This is a genomic window from Bacillus sp. AP8, assembly GCF_000321185.1.
GTDB classification, from domain to species: Bacteria; Bacillota; Bacilli; order Bacillales; family DSM-1321; genus Bacillus_AD; species Bacillus_AD massilioanorexius.
This window is the reverse complement of the sequence record NZ_CAPG01000028.1, coordinates 26,124-45,079: the sequence shown is the minus strand read 5'-3', so window position 1 is coordinate 45,079 and position 18,956 is coordinate 26,124. Positions and strand designations below refer to the sequence as shown.

15 protein-coding genes are annotated in these 18,956 nt (G+C 34.1%); 2 read left to right on the top strand and 13 right to left on the bottom strand.

Features of this window, described 5'->3' with window-relative positions; all coding sequences use genetic code 11:
• Nucleotides 1-121: 121 nt before the first annotated feature.
• From BN349_RS07200 to BN349_RS07145, 12 genes are all read right to left on the bottom strand, one after another.
• Entirely contained in the window at nucleotides 122-1,477 is a 1,356-nt protein-coding gene (locus tag BN349_RS07200) for an aspartate aminotransferase family protein (protein ID WP_019241611.1), read from the bottom strand.
• A 317-nt stretch (nucleotides 1,478-1,794) separates the two neighbouring features.
• Entirely contained in the window at nucleotides 1,795-3,261 is a 1,467-nt protein-coding gene (locus BN349_RS07195) for a CoA-acylating methylmalonate-semialdehyde dehydrogenase (RefSeq protein WP_019241610.1), read from the bottom strand.
• 137 nt (nucleotides 3,262-3,398) lie between these two features.
• Nucleotides 3,399-5,021: a PucR family transcriptional regulator gene (locus tag BN349_RS07190; protein ID WP_019241609.1), complete on the bottom strand. Its 1,623-nt coding sequence runs from the start codon at nucleotides 5,019-5,021 to the stop codon at nucleotides 3,399-3,401.
• Nucleotides 5,022-5,114: 93 nt separating this feature from the next.
• On the bottom strand, nucleotides 5,115-5,348 hold the full coding sequence (locus BN349_RS07185) for a hypothetical protein (protein WP_019241608.1): 234 nt from the start codon (nucleotides 5,346-5,348) through the stop codon (nucleotides 5,115-5,117).
• A gap of 23 nt (nucleotides 5,349-5,371) precedes the next feature.
• Nucleotides 5,372-5,587, bottom strand: a complete 216-nt coding sequence (locus tag BN349_RS07180) for a hypothetical protein (protein ID WP_019241607.1) — start codon at nucleotides 5,585-5,587, stop codon at nucleotides 5,372-5,374.
• A 58-nt stretch (nucleotides 5,588-5,645) separates the two neighbouring features.
• Nucleotides 5,646-7,109, bottom strand: a complete 1,464-nt coding sequence (locus tag BN349_RS07175; protein WP_019241606.1) for an NCS1 family transporter — start codon at nucleotides 7,107-7,109, stop codon at nucleotides 5,646-5,648.
• A 174-nt stretch (nucleotides 7,110-7,283) separates the two neighbouring features.
• Nucleotides 7,284-8,702, bottom strand: coding sequence for a dihydropyrimidinase (gene hydA, locus BN349_RS07170; protein WP_019241605.1), 1,419 nt, complete (start codon nucleotides 8,700-8,702; stop codon nucleotides 7,284-7,286).
• Nucleotides 8,703-8,720: 18 nt separating this feature from the next.
• Nucleotides 8,721-10,007, bottom strand: a complete 1,287-nt coding sequence (preA, locus tag BN349_RS07165) for an NAD-dependent dihydropyrimidine dehydrogenase subunit PreA (RefSeq protein WP_019241604.1) — start codon at nucleotides 10,005-10,007, stop codon at nucleotides 8,721-8,723.
• Between the two features lie 84 nt (nucleotides 10,008-10,091).
• Entirely contained in the window at nucleotides 10,092-11,459 is a 1,368-nt protein-coding gene (locus BN349_RS07160; protein ID WP_019241603.1) for an NAD(P)-dependent oxidoreductase, read from the bottom strand.
• Nucleotides 11,460-11,528: 69 nt separating this feature from the next.
• Nucleotides 11,529-12,419, bottom strand: a complete 891-nt coding sequence (locus BN349_RS07155; protein WP_019241602.1) for a nitrilase-related carbon-nitrogen hydrolase — start codon at nucleotides 12,417-12,419, stop codon at nucleotides 11,529-11,531.
• 810 nt (nucleotides 12,420-13,229) lie between these two features.
• On the bottom strand, nucleotides 13,230-13,853 hold the full coding sequence (locus tag BN349_RS07150; RefSeq protein WP_019241601.1) for a hypothetical protein: 624 nt from the start codon (nucleotides 13,851-13,853) through the stop codon (nucleotides 13,230-13,232).
• Nucleotides 13,854-13,918: 65 nt separating this feature from the next.
• Nucleotides 13,919-14,674 (bottom strand): exodeoxyribonuclease III, encoded by a 756-nt coding sequence (locus BN349_RS07145; protein WP_019241600.1) that lies wholly within the window; start codon nucleotides 14,672-14,674, stop codon nucleotides 13,919-13,921.
• Between the two features lie 717 nt (nucleotides 14,675-15,391).
• Here BN349_RS07145 and BN349_RS23560 point away from each other — a divergent pair.
• Entirely contained in the window at nucleotides 15,392-16,489 is a 1,098-nt protein-coding gene (locus BN349_RS23560; protein WP_081591195.1) for an MFS transporter, read from the top strand.
• 169 nt (nucleotides 16,490-16,658) lie between these two features.
• Nucleotides 16,659-17,300 carry a GTP pyrophosphokinase gene (locus BN349_RS07135; RefSeq protein ID WP_019241598.1) on the top strand — a complete coding sequence of 214 codons (642 nt, stop codon included), beginning with the start codon at nucleotides 16,659-16,661 and terminating at the stop codon, nucleotides 17,298-17,300.
• A 121-nt stretch (nucleotides 17,301-17,421) separates the two neighbouring features.
• Here BN349_RS07135 and BN349_RS07130 read toward each other — a convergent pair whose 3' ends face one another.
• Complete coding sequence (locus tag BN349_RS07130; RefSeq protein WP_019241597.1) at nucleotides 17,422-18,858, bottom strand: NADP-dependent glyceraldehyde-3-phosphate dehydrogenase; 1,437 nt, start codon at nucleotides 18,856-18,858, stop codon at nucleotides 17,422-17,424.
• Between the last annotated feature and the right edge of the window lie 98 nt (nucleotides 18,859-18,956).

Genomic DNA, 18,956 nt, shown 5'->3' with positions numbered 1-18,956 from the left:
ATGAAGAGCACAAACTTTTTTTATTTTGCTATATTATGGTAACATTTGTTTTAGTAGCATGTAATTTTCAAAACATAGAATGTAAGAAATATAGTTTTTAGTACATGATCTTCTAGCTTGATTATCTAATTTTATCTAAAGCAGATGATAACGTACTTACTAAGAAATCTAATTCATCCTGAGTAATAGATAATGGTGGAGAAAGTGTTAGAACGTTGTTATAACCGGCTACAGTCGCTCCATTTTTACCAATGATAACCCCTTTTTGTTTACAGATGGCAATTACTTCATTTACTAGAACAACATCTAATGGCGTCTTAGTTCTTTTATCTCCAACTAATTCAATCCCTATTAGCAAACCTCTTCCCCTAACATCTCCAACGAATGGATGATCATAAAGAAGATTTGCTAAATCTCTTACAACTGCTTTTCCTAGTTGCTTTGAGCGCTCAAATAATTGCTCTTCCTCCATTATTTTTAAATTTTTCAAAGCCAAGGCACAAGCTGCAGGATTACCACCGAATGTGTTTACATGTCTAAAATAATCATACTCTTCTGTTCCCTTAAACGCTTCATATATTTCTTTTTTTACTGCCGTAGCTGATAAAGGTAAATAAGCGCTTGTAATTCCTTTGGCCATTGTAATAATGTCTGGTTTTACATCTTCATGCATAAAACCAAATGCTTTTCCAGTTCTACCAAACCCACAAATCACTTCATCAACTATTAATAGGGCTCCATGTTTTTCACAAACTTTTTTGGCTGCTTTCATATAGCCTTCAGGTGGAATCAATACACCGCCACCTGTAATAATAGGCTCCATGATCATCGCCGCTACTGTTTCACTTAACTCCCAAGTCATTACTTTATCAATTTCTTTTACAGATTGTAAATCTTCTGGATCATGACCATTGTTTTCGTCACGATAAGAATCGGGTGGCGCTATATGAACAAAACCTGGCGCTAATGGTTCATACTTATATTTTCGTTGTGCCTGACCAGTTGCTGCTAAAGTACCAATGGTACTTCCATGATACGCTCGATATCTAGAAATAATTTTATAGCGATTATGTTGACCGTTTTGTTGATGATATTGTCTTGCTATTTTAATGGCAGCTTCATTGGCTTCTGATCCACTGTTAGAAAAGAATATCACATATTCATCGTTTAATAATTTGTTTAACTTTTCCGCTAACTTTATAGCAGGTATATGACTTTGACTTAAAGGAAAGTACGCCATTTCTTTCAACTGTTCATAGGCTGCATCTGCTAATTCTGTTCTACCATAACCTACATTTACACACCAAAGTCCTGCCATTGCATCTAAATATCGATTTCCTTCAATATCCGTAATCCATGCACCCTCTGCCTTTTCGGCCACGATCGTTACCTTTGGATTATACGGTTTCATTGAATGCCAAACGTATTGATCATCTTGCTTATGCAATGAATTTTCAGAGTTATTTAATTGAACCATTACACATACCTCCTGATTAATTTTTACTCTGTTCATCATGCTAATTAAACAATAAGTTTTTGAATGACCGTTTTCGAAAACATTGCTAACTATTAACAAAGATTTCTGCATTGTGCTCTAGAATGTTCACTTTCTCTTGGGAGGCAGTGAGTCCTAGGGCACACATAGTGTAGGATCTCACCTGTATCTTGTTCTCCTTCAAGATTCTTGCCCTTTACGCCCCAATCAACCGACTCCACTATTATTATTCAAGGACCGTAAGGAACAATGATAATTTAAAAGAACACAGCCTCTCAAATAATTAAAAAGGTTTACATTTAGAAATCAAAACGTGATGTAATCATTTTCTTTCTTGTATAAAAGTTCAAGCCGTCCTTTCCATTAACGTGTAGGTCACCATAAAAAGAATTTTTCCAACCTGAGAATGGGAAAAATGCCATTGTAGCAGGAACGCCTACATTGATACCGAGCATACCTGCGTCAGCTTCCTCTCTGAATTGACGTACGGCACTTGCATTGTTCGTATAAATCGTAGCTCCATTACCAAAGCGCGATTTTCGAATAATATCTAAAGCATCATCGAGACTATCCGCATGAAGGATGCTCAATAATGGACCAAAAATTTCTTCTTTTGCAATTGTCATTTCAGGAGTTACTTTATCAAAAATAGTTGGCCCTAAAAAGTTCCCCTCCTCATGCTCAGACATTTCCATTCGACCATCTAAAAGAAGTTCTGCTCCTTCTTCTATGCCTTTTTCAATGTAATTAATGATTTTTTCACGATGGTCTTTTCTGATAACTGGCGTTAATAGTACTTCTTCATCTAATCCATTCCCAATGACAAGCTCATTAGCTTTTTGCTTTAAAGCATGTAGTAACGGATTATTTTCACCTACTACAACGACAGCACTACATGCCATACAACGCTGTCCAGCACTACCAAATGTTGAACTCATAATATTTTGAACAGATTTCTCGATATCTGCATCCGGCATGATAACATGATGATTTTTTGCTCCTGAAAGAGCTTGAACTCTTTTACCGTTTGCGGCTGCTCTCTCGTAAACATATTTAGCTACCGGCTGAGAACCAACAAAAGAAATGGCTGAAATATCTTCATGATCGAGCAATCCATTTACTACATCATGTGCACCATGAACAACATTTAATACCCCTTCAGGTGCACCTGCTTCAGTAAACAATTCTACTAATTTATTAGCTAAGATTGGCGTTTTTTCAGATGGTTTTAGTACAAAGGTGTTTCCACATGCAATGGCTAAAGGAAACATCCATAGTGGTACCATCATAGGAAAGTTAAAAGGCGTTATTCCGGCAACTACTCCTAATGGATATCGAAACATTTCTGAATCAATATCCTCAGCAATTCCTGACAAAGTCTCCCCCATCATTAATGTTGGAGCGCCTGCCGCAAATTCTACGCATTCTATTCCTCGTTGTACCTCCCCGTAAGCTTCTTTGTACGCTTTACCATTTTCTTGAACAATGAGTTTTGCTAACTCTTGATGATTTTTAGATAATAAATAGTGATATTTAAATAAAATCCTAGCTCTCTTAGGAACAGGTACTTTTTTCCACGATTTAAATGCGTTTTTAGCAGCTGAAACAGCTAAATCTACATCTTCTTTTGTAGAAACTGGTACTTGTATTAACACATTGTCAGTTGCTGGATTAGGTACTTCAATCGTTCTTTCACAACTAGAACTTACCCATTTTCCATTAATAAAATTTCGCAAAATCGTTGTTTCATTACTTGTAATACTCATTGTTTCCCCTCCATTAAAATAAGTATTCTACATGTAAAAATTCTATTGTCATACATATATTATCTCTTTGAAACACTTTACTTTCATTAGACATTATGTAAAAAATGAGCCATAACTTACTGCACATATTGAAACAGCTATTTCATTATTCTTTTCATACCTATAATCTGATTATTAGGAGTCATATAATCATTTACTAATATCATAAATTCGATTGCTACTCTTTTTTCTTGTTGCATAAAATCATCTCCGAGCAAATTTTCAAGTTTTTGCAGGCGATGATATAGTGTTTGTCTTACAATATATAGTTTTTTAGATGTCTCTTGTTTAGAACCATTACACTCCAAATATGCTTTTAAAGTTTCTAATAATTTGCCATTATATTTGGAATCATAATCTATTACAGGCTGTAAATATTCTTTTACAATTTCCTTTAAATCAATATGTTTGTTCATTAACGAGATAATCCGATATAAATGTAAATCTTCATAGAAATAATGAATTTCTTTAGTAATCAATTTTTGTTGGATACGTAATGTTTCCTTAGCAGTTTGATAACTTTTATGAATATCAGTAAGTTGTTTAACTTTCATTCCAGCCCCTATTATTAACGTAGTGGTCTTTTGTTTCTTCACAAAATCAGACTCTTTTATATTGTCTATCGCTTTACGTAGTCTCTCTTTTAAACTGCTAGAATTCCTGTTGTTTAATAAAATAAATATTAATTCATTTCGTTTTTCCATCACAAAAACTGAAAATCCCTGCTGCTCGAAAATCGAACGAAAAAACAGTTTAACAAATGTAACATCTTTTGAAATGGTATCTTTAATCGTTGGATATTTAGCTATTAATACAACGCCATGTGTTGGAATGTTTTTCATGCCTTGGATGAGCAAGTATTCTTGAATATTTTCATTTGAATGCTCTCCTTCGAGCCACCCACTTAACCATTCATACTCTTCCGCCTTCTTTTTTTCACCAACATATAAATCACGAAGCAAATGTTGAGCTAATGCTGTTGAAGTACGATCCATAATCAAAAGTTCATACTCGCTAATAGGAATTTCTTTTGAGTAAATATACAGTTCAGCGTATTCCTGACCAAATAAATGAATGGGGGCCATCGCAAACAATGACGAATGATTGATATTTTCATTTTCTAAGTGATGTATTATTTTTTCTTGTTCTTGCAGACTTATTTCAGGCACAAACTCAAAATCATGATTTTTGATTTTAAAAATGATTTGCATATCTAATGAGGAAAAGACGAATTGAAGGATGTCATTATATGAATCAATAGATAGGAGACGTTTATTTAAATTCTGTGAGTAGTTTTCTAAATTTGATATCATCTGATATTGTTGGTTAATAATCAATGAATGAATATCTTGTGTGATTTCAACAAATGGTACTTCATCTTGAAAGATTATAATGGGAAATAAATGTTCATTGGCTAATTGAATAACCTCTGTAGGTATATTTGACATATATGTATCCATTTCAATACATAAACCAGCTGCATGATGATCGATTAGTTGCTCTACTACTGAATAGAAGGATGATTCATTTTCTTTCCAAGCAACACCGGTTGATAAGATTAATTCTTGACCATTTAACAAATTTTTAATATTCGTCACTTCAACGACATGCACCCACTTAACATTTCGATGAATTCCTTGTTTTCCCGCTACAATTAACGCACTTTCAAAATGCTTCCGGTTAAGTATTTCAGCAACTGTTAAAGTGGAGCGTTCTTTCATATGGTCTAACCTCCTTATGCATCAACTCTCTTCAAAAATCTATTTGTGATTTTTGAAGAGAGAGTATCCTTTTTTATAACACACTATCACCTTTCAATGAATGCGAGGAAAGTTGGCTTGTATTTCTGCAAGCATTGTTTCAAATTGCTTTTTATCAATAAAATCTTCTGCACCCCAATTTGCCAATATCCACGCAAATAATTCCTTTGGGGAGTTAAAGACTTCACCACTTGAATCAGATTTTCTAATCATATACCTGCCGTTATCTTCATCAATAGTTACTTCACATGGGAATGCATTGTCTTTTACTTGCAATAAAAACTCCATCCTTTCCCGCTCCTTTTCTATCTTTATTTATGATGTTCTGATTTATCCTTGTATAGTAAACTCGAAAAATATTTTCTTGCGTTAGCTGTTGTAATTTGTAAACTCTCGGTTTCTTGATTAAGAGTAAACTCAACATGTGACCCGTTCAAATTTTCAGTAACTTTGGAAATAACAAATCCTTTATCCAATAAAAAATCAATTTGTTCTTTCTCAGATTGGCATTTCGCATAATCTGACATATGCTACCTCCCATATATTTTAGTCACACGAATAATAAATGGTGCAGATGCTTTTCGATTAAACAGCAGGAGGTTCTTCACTAACACTCTTTTTCATATCTTCATCATCGATAATCCAATCTCTCCCTACGGAAATGCCTAAATACTTTTCATCACTCGGATCATCAATTTCAGCTTGCTTATATTTCTTAAACCACCAAAATTTAGCAAGTACATAATACATCATTGCACCAATGACAAAACCCACAACAAAGGAATAACTTGGTGTGAAATATGATACAACTGCACCAATAATCCACGAAATAAATCCTGCTAGATTAATTCCTCCCATATATCGAAACTGTCCGTGATTTTCATATAAGTCTGGCACATTAACTCGGCGTTTTCTTATTAAATAATAATCCGCAAATAAAATTCCTACTATCGCTGATAAAATTCCACCCACTATTAAAAGGAAAGGAATAATAACGCCAAATAACTCCCACGGTCTAACAATTGTTCCAACTACCCCTGCTGTTATTACACCAGCCCAAAACGGAAATTTTGGTCCACCAACATTCGAAAAAATAGTTGCCGCAGGCACTACATTAGCAGCTGTATTTGTAGACCATTGCGCTAGCACTATCATTAAGAGAAGAATAGCTAAAAAAATACCCGTTGATGATTCTTGTAGCGCAACGACAGGATCAGCATTTAACACTGCAATATAAGATACCGCACCTATAATAATCATAAAAGTCTGAGTTAATGGCATTGCGACAAGATTGCCATAGAGCGATCCTTTGTTACGTTTAAACCAGTTTTTCTCATTTCTTGGCACTTTTATAAAACGGGAGATTGATGGAATATCTGCACCAAGTGTCGCCCAAAATCCCATATTACTAAAGATAACAACTAAAAAAGCTGTAAAAGCTGCTCCTCCTGAAACAGTATTCTCAGACCAAGTCCAAATATCTCTTCCTTGTGTTGCAGCAGTATCTGATAAAGACATGTACATCCAAATAGAGATTAATAAGATAATAGGAGCTGCTAAATCGGCAAATCGTTCAATAGATTTAATACCTAAAGCAGTATTGATTAATTGAAAGGCTGCGAATAATAAATAACAAACAAACCAGTTATCAACACCCCATAGTATATCTAAAATCCCATTAATGGCAGTTGCTCCGAAGTATGTGTTTATCCCGAACCACATGGAAGCCGAGATCCCTCGAACAATAGAAGGAATATGAGTACCAACAGTACCAAATGGAGCTCGCATATAGACAGGAAAAGATAATCCGTGCTCAATACCAATATCCGCTATTAAGGAAATAAAAAATCCAATAGCTAAACAACCAATAACCGTTGCAAGAATAACCAAAGGCAATGGTAGAGATTGAACCCCAGCTCCTCCAATAGCAAAAGTAGCTAGAACAACTACCATTCCAACCCACATAAATGAATACCCTAGGGATGTAATCGTACGGTCCTTTTGTTGAATAGGATACAAATCAGGTGATTTCAAGTGACTCTTTTTCATAATGAACACTCCTTTTTCGGTTTATTTATTTTTTTTGCATTTATTCATAACCGAATCTCTTGATGTTTTGTTATTCATTCAAAGAAGGCAATAAGCTATAGTAAAGTAAGCCATTGCAGGAGTTGTTCAGATCAATGAAACATTCCAAATAGTTTGCTGGAATGAAAAAGAGTATTAAATCGATAATGTTTCGTTTTGATCCATAACAATTTCAGTATTGTATTTCGCTCTTTTCAAAAACTTACCTGAGCCAAGATTACCGACAAACTTTTTATCACGTACAACAAATTCTCCTCTAATAAGAACGGAGATTGGTTCCCCAGTTATCTTTAGTCCTTCAAAAGCATTGTAATCCACAGCCATATGATGTGTTTTTGCAGATATGACTCTTTCTACATTCGGGTCAAATATGACTATATCGGCATCAGATCCAATAGCCAATGTACCTTTTTGTGGGAATAAGCCAAATAATTTAGCAGATCTTGTGGCTATAATATCAACAAATTGGTTCAGACTAATTCTTCCTTTTTTAACGCCTTCAGAAAACAAAATAGACACTCGATCTTCAATCATCGGACCTCCATTTGGAATCTTTGAAAAATCATCTTTTCCTAAATCTTTTTGACCATTAAAATCAAAAGAGCATTGATCTGATCCAATCGTTTGTAATTGTCCACTTTTTAATGCATTCCAAAGAATTTCTTGGTGTTTTTTCTCTCTTAATGGTGGGGACCAAACGTATTTCGCTCCTTCAAATTCTGGTTTCTCTAGTGCGGTTATATCTAAAGTTAAATATTGAGGACATGTTTCTCCCCAAACATTAATCCCTTTATTTCGTGCTTCAGCAATTTTTTCCACTGCGTCACCACATGACACATGTACAACATAAAGCTGTGAATCAGCTAATGCTGTTAATTGAGCAGCTCTACCTGTGGCTTCTCCTTCAAGCTCTGGAGGTCTAGTTAAAGCATGATAAATAGGTTCAGTCTGTCCGTTTGCTAATGCTTTTTTTGTTAAATAATCAATAACGTCACCATTTTCTGCGTGTACCATAACTAAAGCACCTAATTCTTTTGCGGCTATAAGTGTTTTAAATAATGTTTCATCATCGGCTTGTAAAACATTTTTGTAGGCCATAAATACTTTAAATGAAGAAATTCCATCTTCTTCTAGTACTTGAGGTAATTCATTTAATACCTTTTCATTTATTTCACCTATCATAAGATGGAATCCATAATCAATAACAGCTTTTCCTTTTGCTTTCTCATGCCAAGTTTGAATAGAGTCTTTTAATGGTACCCCTTTATCTGTTAAGCAAAAATCTATGATTGTTGTAGTTCCACCAAAAGCAGCAGCAATTGTACCGTATTCAAAATCATCTTTTGTTACCGTTCCACCAAACGGCATTTCTAAGTGGGTATGAGGATCGACTCCCCCAGGTAGAATATAGCAACCTTTTGCATCGATCACTTCAGCATCAGTATCTGATAACTGAACACCTATACTATTAATTTTTCCATCAATAATTAATAAATCTCCCCGAAATGTATCTGTAGCTGTAACAATCGTCCCATTCTTGATTAATTTTTTCATCCATTCGTCACTCCTTTGTTATTTTGCAACGTCTGTTTGACATTCTGTTACTTGTAATAACGCCTTTTGTCGTTCATTCCAGGTCATAGGAGGTAGATCATTTACTATTTCTATCATTTCAATAGCACCATCAACAGGACAAACAATTGAACAAAGATTGCAACCTACACAATCTTCCTCTCTAACTTTCAAAACATTTCTTCCGTTTGCATCAACAAGCATATCAATACATTGATGTGACGCGTCTTCACAAGCAATATGACATTTATTGCAATTAATGCAAATATCATTATCAATTTTTGCTACAATATTATAATTTAAATTTAAGTTACCCCAATCAGAATATTTTGGTACAGATTTACCAATTAATTCAGTAACTGAGCTTAAACCTTTATCATCTAAATAATAATTTAATCCCTCTATCATATCTTCAACAATTCGAAAACCGTGGTGCATGGCAGCTGTACATACTTGAACACCTGTAGCGCCCATTAGTAAATATTCCACAGCATCTTGCCAATTGGAAATCCCACCAATACCAGAAATGGGAACGTTAATAAATGGACTTCTCGCACAGTCTGCTACCATATTAAGAGCAATTGGCTTAACTGCAGGACCGCAATAGCCACCGTGTGCTCCTTTACCAGCAACATGAGGAATTGTATTCCATGTATCAAGATCTACTCCCGCTAAACTATTAATGGTATTTATCATACTAATAGCATCCGCACCACCTTTTACAGCTCCTTCAGCTGTTGCAGTGATGTCTGTTATATTTGGTGTTAATTTCACAATAACTGGTGTCTTTGCTGCTTCTTTTACCCAATATGTTTGCTGTTCCACTAGTGAAGGGACTTGCCCTGAAGCTGACCCCATTCCTCTTTCTGCCATTCCATGTGGGCAACCAAAGTTTAATTCTAAGCCGTCAACACCTACATCCTCAACTCTCTTCACAATTTCATGCCATTTCTCTTGCTTAGGCTCAACCATCAAGGATGCTATAATAGCATGATTTGGATATTTTTTTTTCGTCTCATATATCTCTTTAAGATTAATATCTAATGGACGATCTGTTATTAATTCAATATTGTTAAAGCCAGCTACCTTCTTTCCGCTAAAACTTACGGCTGCAAAACGCGAGGTTACATTTAATATTGGGTCACCTAGAGTTTTCCATACGGCTCCTCCCCAACCTGCTTCAAAAGCCCTCTGTACTTGATAGCCAGAATTCGTAGGAGGTGCAGAAGCTAACCAAAACGGATTAGGAGATTTAATACCTGCCAGATTAATACTTAAATCAGCCATATCATCATCTCTCTTTCTTAGAAAATATAAGACTTTATCGTACTTTACCAGTAATCCTATAACTAATGCTCTTTATACATATATCTAAGATAACACTTTCATAGTAGAAAGCTTATCAATGGCATAAGCCACTTCCTTACCTTGCTGGGCGGCAGTAACGACCATCGCATCGCCATTTCCTTTACCAAAAATGACATCACCACAAGCAAATATTTTTGAATTAGATGTTTGCATTGTTTCAGGATTGTAATGAACAACACCATTTTTATGCGTTAGGCCTAACTGCTCTATTAAATCAACGTATCTCGACTGGCCTATTGCTTTAATGACTATATCAACAGGTAAAATATGTTCGGAACCTTCAACTATTTCAGGCTTTCTTCGACCATCCTTGTCTTCTTCGCCCAATGTCATTCGTAAACATTCAATTCCAACAACTTTTCCTACTTCAACTCCAATAATTCTCTTTGGAGCTGTTAACCAACGGAATTCAACACCATCTTGCTTGGCAAACTCATATTCAAAGTCATAGGCCGTCATTTCTTCTATTGTTCTTCGATACAAGATTTTTACATTTTCAGCACCTAGACGGACTGAACAGGTTGCAGCATCGATTGCCGTATTTCCTGCTCCAATTACCACGACTTTTTTCCCTACAAAATCTTTTGGGATTTGGCCACTTTTTGTTGATTTAACAAATTCAATAGCATCATGAATTCCTTCTAGGTCCTCTCCTTCAATCTGCAATTGAGGAACCGCAGACATTCCAACAGCCAAAACAATAAAATCATAATTTTGATCTAAGAATTCAACAGAGATATCTTCTCCTACTGTTGTATTCGTTACTATTTTTACATTAAGGCTTTTGACTTGTTCAACTTCCCAAAATGAAATGTTTTGTGGCAAACGGAAGGAAACAATACCAAATGTATTTAATCCACCAGCTTGTTCTTTTGATTCATAAATCGTTACACTATAACCTAATCTAGCTAATTCACGAGCTGCAGATAATCCCGCAGGGCCACCACCTATGACCGCAATATTCTTTCCATTGTTAGAAGCTCGTTGAAACAATTGCTGTTCATTGGTAATAGCCCAATCAGTAGCATATCTTTGTAATTTTCCTATTAATATCGGTTTTGTGGAGTCATTTAACACGCAAGCACCTTCACAGAGTTCTTCAGTTGGACAAACTCGTGCACAGCTTGCACCTATTGGATTGGAGGACATAATTGTTTTTGTAGATCCTAGTAGATTTCCTGAGGAAATTTTCTTAATAAATGTCGGTATATCAATACCTGTTGGACAAGCCCGTATACATGGCGCATCATAGCAATACAAACATCTAAATGATTCTTCATAAGCTTCTTGGTCAGTTAAACCAACATCCACTTCTTGAAAATTGCTTTCAAGATTAGTCAAAGAAATTCTTGCTTGATTCTTTTTCGTCAATGAGAACCCTCCCTTGGTCACTATTAGCCAAAATAACTCATCATATAATAAAGAATGAAAGTACTAGCATTATGGAAGTAATTCTGTCATTTCATTATAGGTTTCAGGACGTCTATCACGATAAAATTGCCATACATCGCGCACTTCTCGAATCAGTTCCTTATCCATTACTCCGATGATTACTTCATCTTTATCTCGACTACCAATGGATACTATTTTACCTCTTGGATCAACTAAATAAGACTGACCATAGAATTCACCCATATTCCATGGGGCTTCAAAACCTACACGGTTAATAGCTGCTACATAATATCCATTAGCTACTGCATGCGCAGGCTGTTCAAGCTTCCATAAATATTCAGAAGTTCCTGCTGTAGTTGCGGATGGATTAAAAACAATTTCTGCACCGTTTAGACCTAATAGCCTTGCACCTTCTGGAAAGTGGCGATCATAGCATATATACACCCCGATTTTTGCAAAGGCTGTATCAAACACTTGATAGCCTAAATTTCCTGGCTTAAAATAATATTTCTCCCAAAATCCATACCCTTCTTCACCAACAGCTACATGTGGAATATGCTGTTTACGATATTTTCCTAAATAAGAGCCATCTGCATCGATTACCGCTGCCGTATTATAATAGGTGGCAATTCCTTCTCTCTCATAGATAGGTAGAATGATAACAACACCTAATTCTTTAGCAAGTTGTTGAAACAGAACGGTTGTCGGACCATTTGGTATTTCCTCGGCTGCATCATACCATTTGGTTGTTTGTTCTGAACAAAAATAGGGTCCATAGAATATTTCTTGTAAACAAATGATTTGAGCCCCTTTTTCAGCCGCTTCTCTAACCATAGTAAGATGTTTTTCTATGGCCTTTTCCTTATGAACATTTACTGCCTCCTCTCCGTTAACATCATGAGAAGCTTGAATTAAACCAATCTTTACGTGATCTGACATGAAGTTCCCCCCTCAAAAAATCTCAATAATTGTCAAGAAATCCGTTTCAAACAAGCCTTTAATAAACAAGTTTATTCTAAAGAAACAGAAATCTCTTCATCATACTTTCATTGTACAAATTGACAAAATAGAAAACATTATACATGTTGTCAAATCATCTATAAATGAATTTTACCAAACTGTAAAACATTCATTTGGATATTTACTAGTAGGAAATACAACTTACTAACTGCACATGTAAACTTGTACCTTTATTTGTTTTTTACAAATTTAACATAGATAGTCTAAAAATTTTGTAGAATACAAACGAATAACAAATTCCTTTTAGGCATATATCATTAGCTAGTAATAACTCATCTCTACTATAATGAATGAATATTTATGAAACGAATCTTATTAAAATTTCTCGACAAGCTCTATTATTTCTGTCGAATACAAGTAACCATGCCATTTTCAAGGATAGGTTGAATTCTGCACCAAGGTGCTAACAGCTTACGATCCAATCACTCAATCTTTTTCTCACCGATATTACTCACCGAACGTACTGAAATCAGTCATTTACCCCAAAAAAGAGCCTGTCCCAAAAGTAACATGTGATGGGCATCCTCTAACTTTTTATATGATTTTCATTGTCTTGCTGATCTCAGACCAATGAGTAAAATGAATCGTTGCATAGGACAAAGCACTTAGTATTAGCTTTCTTTGAAAATAAATACTTTATCAAAACGGATCAAAAAATGGCGATTACATAAAGCGTAGGGGCCTCCAAAAAGTAATTCGAAATCACTTTTTGGAGGCCCCGTTTCAGTATTATTTATTTGTTTCTAAAAATTCGATTAGATTAAACATAAATTTATAAATCAGTGTAAGAGCACCAGCTATAGATAAATCTTCTTTAAAATCCTTCATATAGTCTAAAGTAATATTTAAATCCCATAATCCATCATTTTGACTGAATATTAAACCAAACATAGGTGCATCTCCGTGAAGGTTCGAAGATAAGTACTCTTTAATTTGCGTTTCCCATTTTTTAGGGAGCTTTAAACCAATCATGATGTTATATGTGCCAAACACATCATCCACTTCCAAAGAAACAGACTCAACGTTTACCATTTCCCACCAAATGGATTCTGTATATAAAAACTCTTTCTTATTTTGTTTAAAATAAGAAATTGGCTCTTGTAAAAATGATTTACCTTCTTCTGATAGAAAATTCTCTGATTCTTTATCACATCGTTCCATATAAGATTCTAAGAAACGAGTATTATCATCTAATTCTATTAACTTCATTTCATCGTGACCAATTTCACACATTAATTGATGATTTAATACGTAATCTTTTTCAATACTATATAGCTCAATAGAAGTAGGATTGCTATCTTCTTGCTTAGAAATGTTCAATTCGATGTATTTAAGTAATTTATCTTGTAGCATTCTTTATTTCCTCCAATATGTCTCATCTTTCAAAAGTGTTACCTAATTATTTATTCAACACCATCCTATAGCGTAATTTCAATATAAACTGGACAATGGTCGCTTCCTAAAATTTCAGAATGTATTTCTGCAGCAACTATCGTTGACTTTAGTCTTTCGGACAGAATAAAGTAGTCAATTCTCCAACCAATATTACGTTCACGAACCTTATTCATATAAGACCACCAAGAATAACATTCGATTTTTTCAGGATACAACGTACGAAAACTATCAATAAAACCTGAGGCCAACAAATTTGTCATCTTTTCTCTTTCTTCATCAGTGAAACCAGAATTCCCACGATTCGTTTTAGCATTTTTTAGATCTATATCTTGATGAGCAACATTTAAATCCCCACATAATATGACTGGTTTGACTCGATCCAACTTTACCATATATTCTCTTAATTGGTCTTCCCAATTTAATCGATCATGTAAACGTGATAAATCACGTTTTGAATTTGGTGTGTACACATTAATTAAATAAAATGTCTCAAATTCTAATGTAATAATCCTACCTTCAGGTTCATCTTCATAATCACCAACACCATATGAAACAGATAATGGTTTATACTTTGTAAATACAGCCGTACCTGAATATCCTTTTTTCTCTGCATAATTCCAAAATTGATAATATCCATCAAGTTCTAATGATATTTGGCCTTCTTGTAATTTAGTTTCTTGAATGCAGAAAATATCTACATCCATTTTATTAAAATAATCCATAAAGCCTTTTCCTACACAAGCTCTTAGTCCATTGACATTCCAAGATACAAGTTTCATATGTATACAATCTGCTCCCCTTATTTTTAGCTAATAACTCTTCCTATTTTACACAAAATTGACTCTAAAAAGAAGGATGTTTTCACCACATTGTGACTAGTGAATATAGATTGATTTGAATTCCGTTTCAAGATGCATTTTATATTCACTGAACTAATTTATAAATCAAAATCTTTTAGAATAAAGTGAAAATGAAGACTGAACATTTTTTTAATTCACTTTTTTATTATGCTCAATTATGAACTTTCAAAAATATACTTATTAATAATCAAAATGAAATAGAAAGAGTTACTCCTTACTATCATACCTTTTCTTTTTCAATCATCCAAAAAAATATGCCTCCTTTAATTAATAAATTTTTTAAATCATTCACACATAAAATGTCTATTTCTAAAAATGAATAATAACACTGAAAAATGATTTATTATGTAATATTTTAATAACAAGATCAATGTATGTAAGGAATTATTTCTGTTTTCTGGAACAAAGCCATATATTGGACGTGATTTATATAGAGGAGTAAACTGTATTAGTATAATAAATAATTGGAGTTTTTAGACTTTTCATCATAAGGGGATGTCACTTTTGCGTTATATTGAAGTCGGAAGTCGAGAGTATTATCAAACTTTGTTAAGCATGCTGCTGGGAAGCTTAGTAACGTTTGCCATTTTATATAGCCCACAACCACTCATTCATACGTAATCGAAAGAATTCCATATTTCGCCGTCTACCTCTAGCTTTACGATATCACTTCCCACAATAACTATGGCATTTACAATGCTTATTGTTTCTGTATTCTCAAATGCCTGGGGTCGTAAGCAAATTATGATGGTGTCTCTGCTAGCTACTTCTTTACTTAGTATCGCATCAGCCTTCAGTCCTTCTTTTCACATTCTCCTTTTATTTCGATTTGCTGAAGGAGTTGCTCTCGCTGGATTTCCAGCAATCGCAATGACCTATTTAAGTGAAGAAATTTCCCCTAGAAGCATAGGTAGTGTGATGGGAGTATATATCGCTGGTTCAGCAATTGGAGGCTTTGCTGGAAGAATGATCACAAGTGTATTTACTGATTTCTTTTATTGGCATACTGCCATTTTAGTTTTAGGTCTTTTTAGTTTAATTTGTGCCATTTTATTTATACTCTTGTTACCAAAGTCAAAAAACTTTGCAAAATCCACTGTATCCTTTACGAATTGGATCGTTGGGAATAGAAATGCATTAAAAAATCCTGGCTTACTTTTTCTATTTGGAATGGGTTTTTTATTTTTAGGATCTTACGCATCATTGTTTAACTATATTGGTTTTCCATTATCAGAAGAACCCTTTAGTTTATCTCAAACTGTAATTGGTGCCCTATTTATTTTACAGTTAATCGGTACTTGGAGTTCTATTTTCTTTGGTAAATTAACCGCTTCACACTCTAGAGCAAAATTAATGAGTTATGCAATCATTTTACTTATTATAGGTGTTATATTAACTCTCTCACAAAACTTATTTATTGTTCTCATTGGAGTTGTTCTTTTTGTTTGTGGTTTTTTTGCCGGACATAGTTTAGCAAGCGGATGGGTTAGTTCGATTTCATCTGTTAAATCTAAAGCTTATGCTTCATCACTATACTTATTTTTCTATTATTTAGGTTCTAGTATCGTTGGATGGTCAGGAGGATTATTTTTAGCTAGTTTTGATTGGACAGGTGTGGTATGTATGATTTTGGGGATCTCATTACTTCTTATTTTCTTATTAATACAAATAACAAGATCTCTTAAAAAAGTAACTGCAAAAGCAGAGACATTTTACAAACATGTATATAAATAACCCTGTTTTAACTACTGAAATAATTACCATTGAGTATTAGGTCTGTGAAGATTATGATTTTTACAAGAAAGGCAAATGTTTTCAAGAAGTTTTCAAATTTATTAGCAAAAACATTTTATCTTTTACAGTAACTATCAATTTGATACAACAACTAGGAGATTAAAACAAAATGGAGATCCCAAATAATGCTACATTAAATGAATTAAAATTTACAATGATGAAATACAAATTTGCTTTAGATGAAATAAATACAAAGCTAACTATACTAAATGAAGAATTTCAAATACTACATGATCATAATCCAATCGAACATTTAAAATCACGTCTAAAACAACCAAAAAGCATATTTAATAAGTTGAAAAGAAAAGGTCTAGAGCCCACCATTGAAAATGCTGAAGCCCATTTAAATGACATAGCTGGCATAAGAATTACGTGCTCATTTATTACAGACATCTATAGAATTTATGAAATGCTAAAAAATCAAGATGATCTAACGATTTTAAAAGAAAAGGATTATATCGCGAACCCTAAACCAAACGGTTATAAAAGCTTACATCTCATTGTTGAAGTGCCAATATTTCTAACAGATCGTACTGAGAGAGTGAAGGTTGAAATTCAAATACGGACAATTGCCATGGATTTCTGGGCAAGCTTAGAACATAAAATATACTATAAATTTGATAAAGAAGTACCTGATATTTTAGCTAATGAATTAAAATCAGCTGCTGAAACGATACACTTCTTAGATGACAAGATGAAAAATATTAAAGAAGATATGGATTACTTCAAAAAAATCGAAATGAAAATATAAAAAGGAAAAAAGATGGTGTTGAAAAGCTAAGCTTTAGAAACACCATCTTTTTTTACAAAATGAAGATTTGAGGCATCTTAAAGGTAATTTTTATTACTTTTCAGATGCCTCCTATTTTTCATTATTCAACAATATTTAAAATAGTTACCTTTTCACGAGACATGGATTCAATACTTCTTCTTATTCCTTGTGTCCCCATTCCTGATGACTTCACGCCAATAAATGGAAAATGATCAGGTCCACGTTCTGTACGACCATTTATTTGAACTGAACCTACCTCAAGCTGAGAACCGATAATATATGCCTTATTAATATCTTTTGTAAAGATACTAGCTTGTAAACCAAACTCAGATTCATTCGCTAATTGTATTGCTTCTTCATCCTCAGATACTCGAATAATTGGTAATACTGGACCAAATGGTTCTTCCCAAGCAATTCTCATTTCTGGAGTTACATGATCGAGAAGCGTTGGATGAAGTAAATTACCTTCACGTTTATTACCTGTAATTAGTGTAGCACCTTTTTCAAGTGCATCATCGATGAGCCCTTGTACGTAATCAGCTGATTTATCATCGATTAATGGAACTATCGTTTTATTTTCTTCTGGTGAACCAATGGTTAATTCCTCGACTTCTGGCTTTAACAATGATACAAATTCATCTGCTACATCGTTATGAATTAAAACACGCTTAATAGCCGTACAACGTTGTCCTGAGTATGAAAAAGCACCAGAAACCGTTTGTTTAACTGCATAAGGGATATCTGCATCTTCGCGAACAATGGCAGGGTCTTTTCCTCCTAATTCCATAACAAGAGGAACCATTTTAGCTTTTTCGGCAATATGTTTACCTGTACCGCTACCTCCAGTAAATGAAATCATATGAATACCCGGATGTTCTACAAGATAATCTCCGATTACAGAACCACGTCCTGTTACTAAGCTTAAAATACCTTTTGGTAAGTCGGCTTTATGCAAAGCTTCGATCATTTTAATTCCGCTAATGGCGCCTTGTGTTGCAGGTTTAAATACGACCGCATTTCCTGCCATTAAGGCTGGTGCAATTTTTGCTGCTGATAAGTTAACTGGATAGTTAAACGGTGCAATAGCAAGTACTACACCAAGCGGTACGCGATGAATCGTTGCAATTTTATTTCGATTTCCACCAACAAAATTCTCTCCTAAAATACTTTCACCTTGCATATGAACGGCTTCTTCAATTGTATATTGAATAAAATCCGCAGTACGTTCAACTTCTTTAATTGCATCATTATATGGTTTACCAACCTCTTGCATAATAGCAGTAGCAATCTCTTCTTTAGCCTTTAATAGCTCATCAATCCATTTATATAAATACGACGCACGATTACGAACTGTTAATTTAGCCCACTCTTTTTGTGCTTGATTTGCTCCTACGATTGCTTCATTTACTTCTGACTGAGTTATTGCTTGCAATTTACCTATTTCTTTTTTCGAATAAGGAGAAGAAATAGTAATCGTTTCATTTGATTCACTATTCACCCATTCTCCATTCAAATAAAAAGGATATGTACGATTCATGATGTTCCTCCAAATACTTTACTAAAAATACTATTTTGTTTAATATTTTTACACTTACTAACAAAATGCACTTATAAAAATACTATATAAAAATAGTA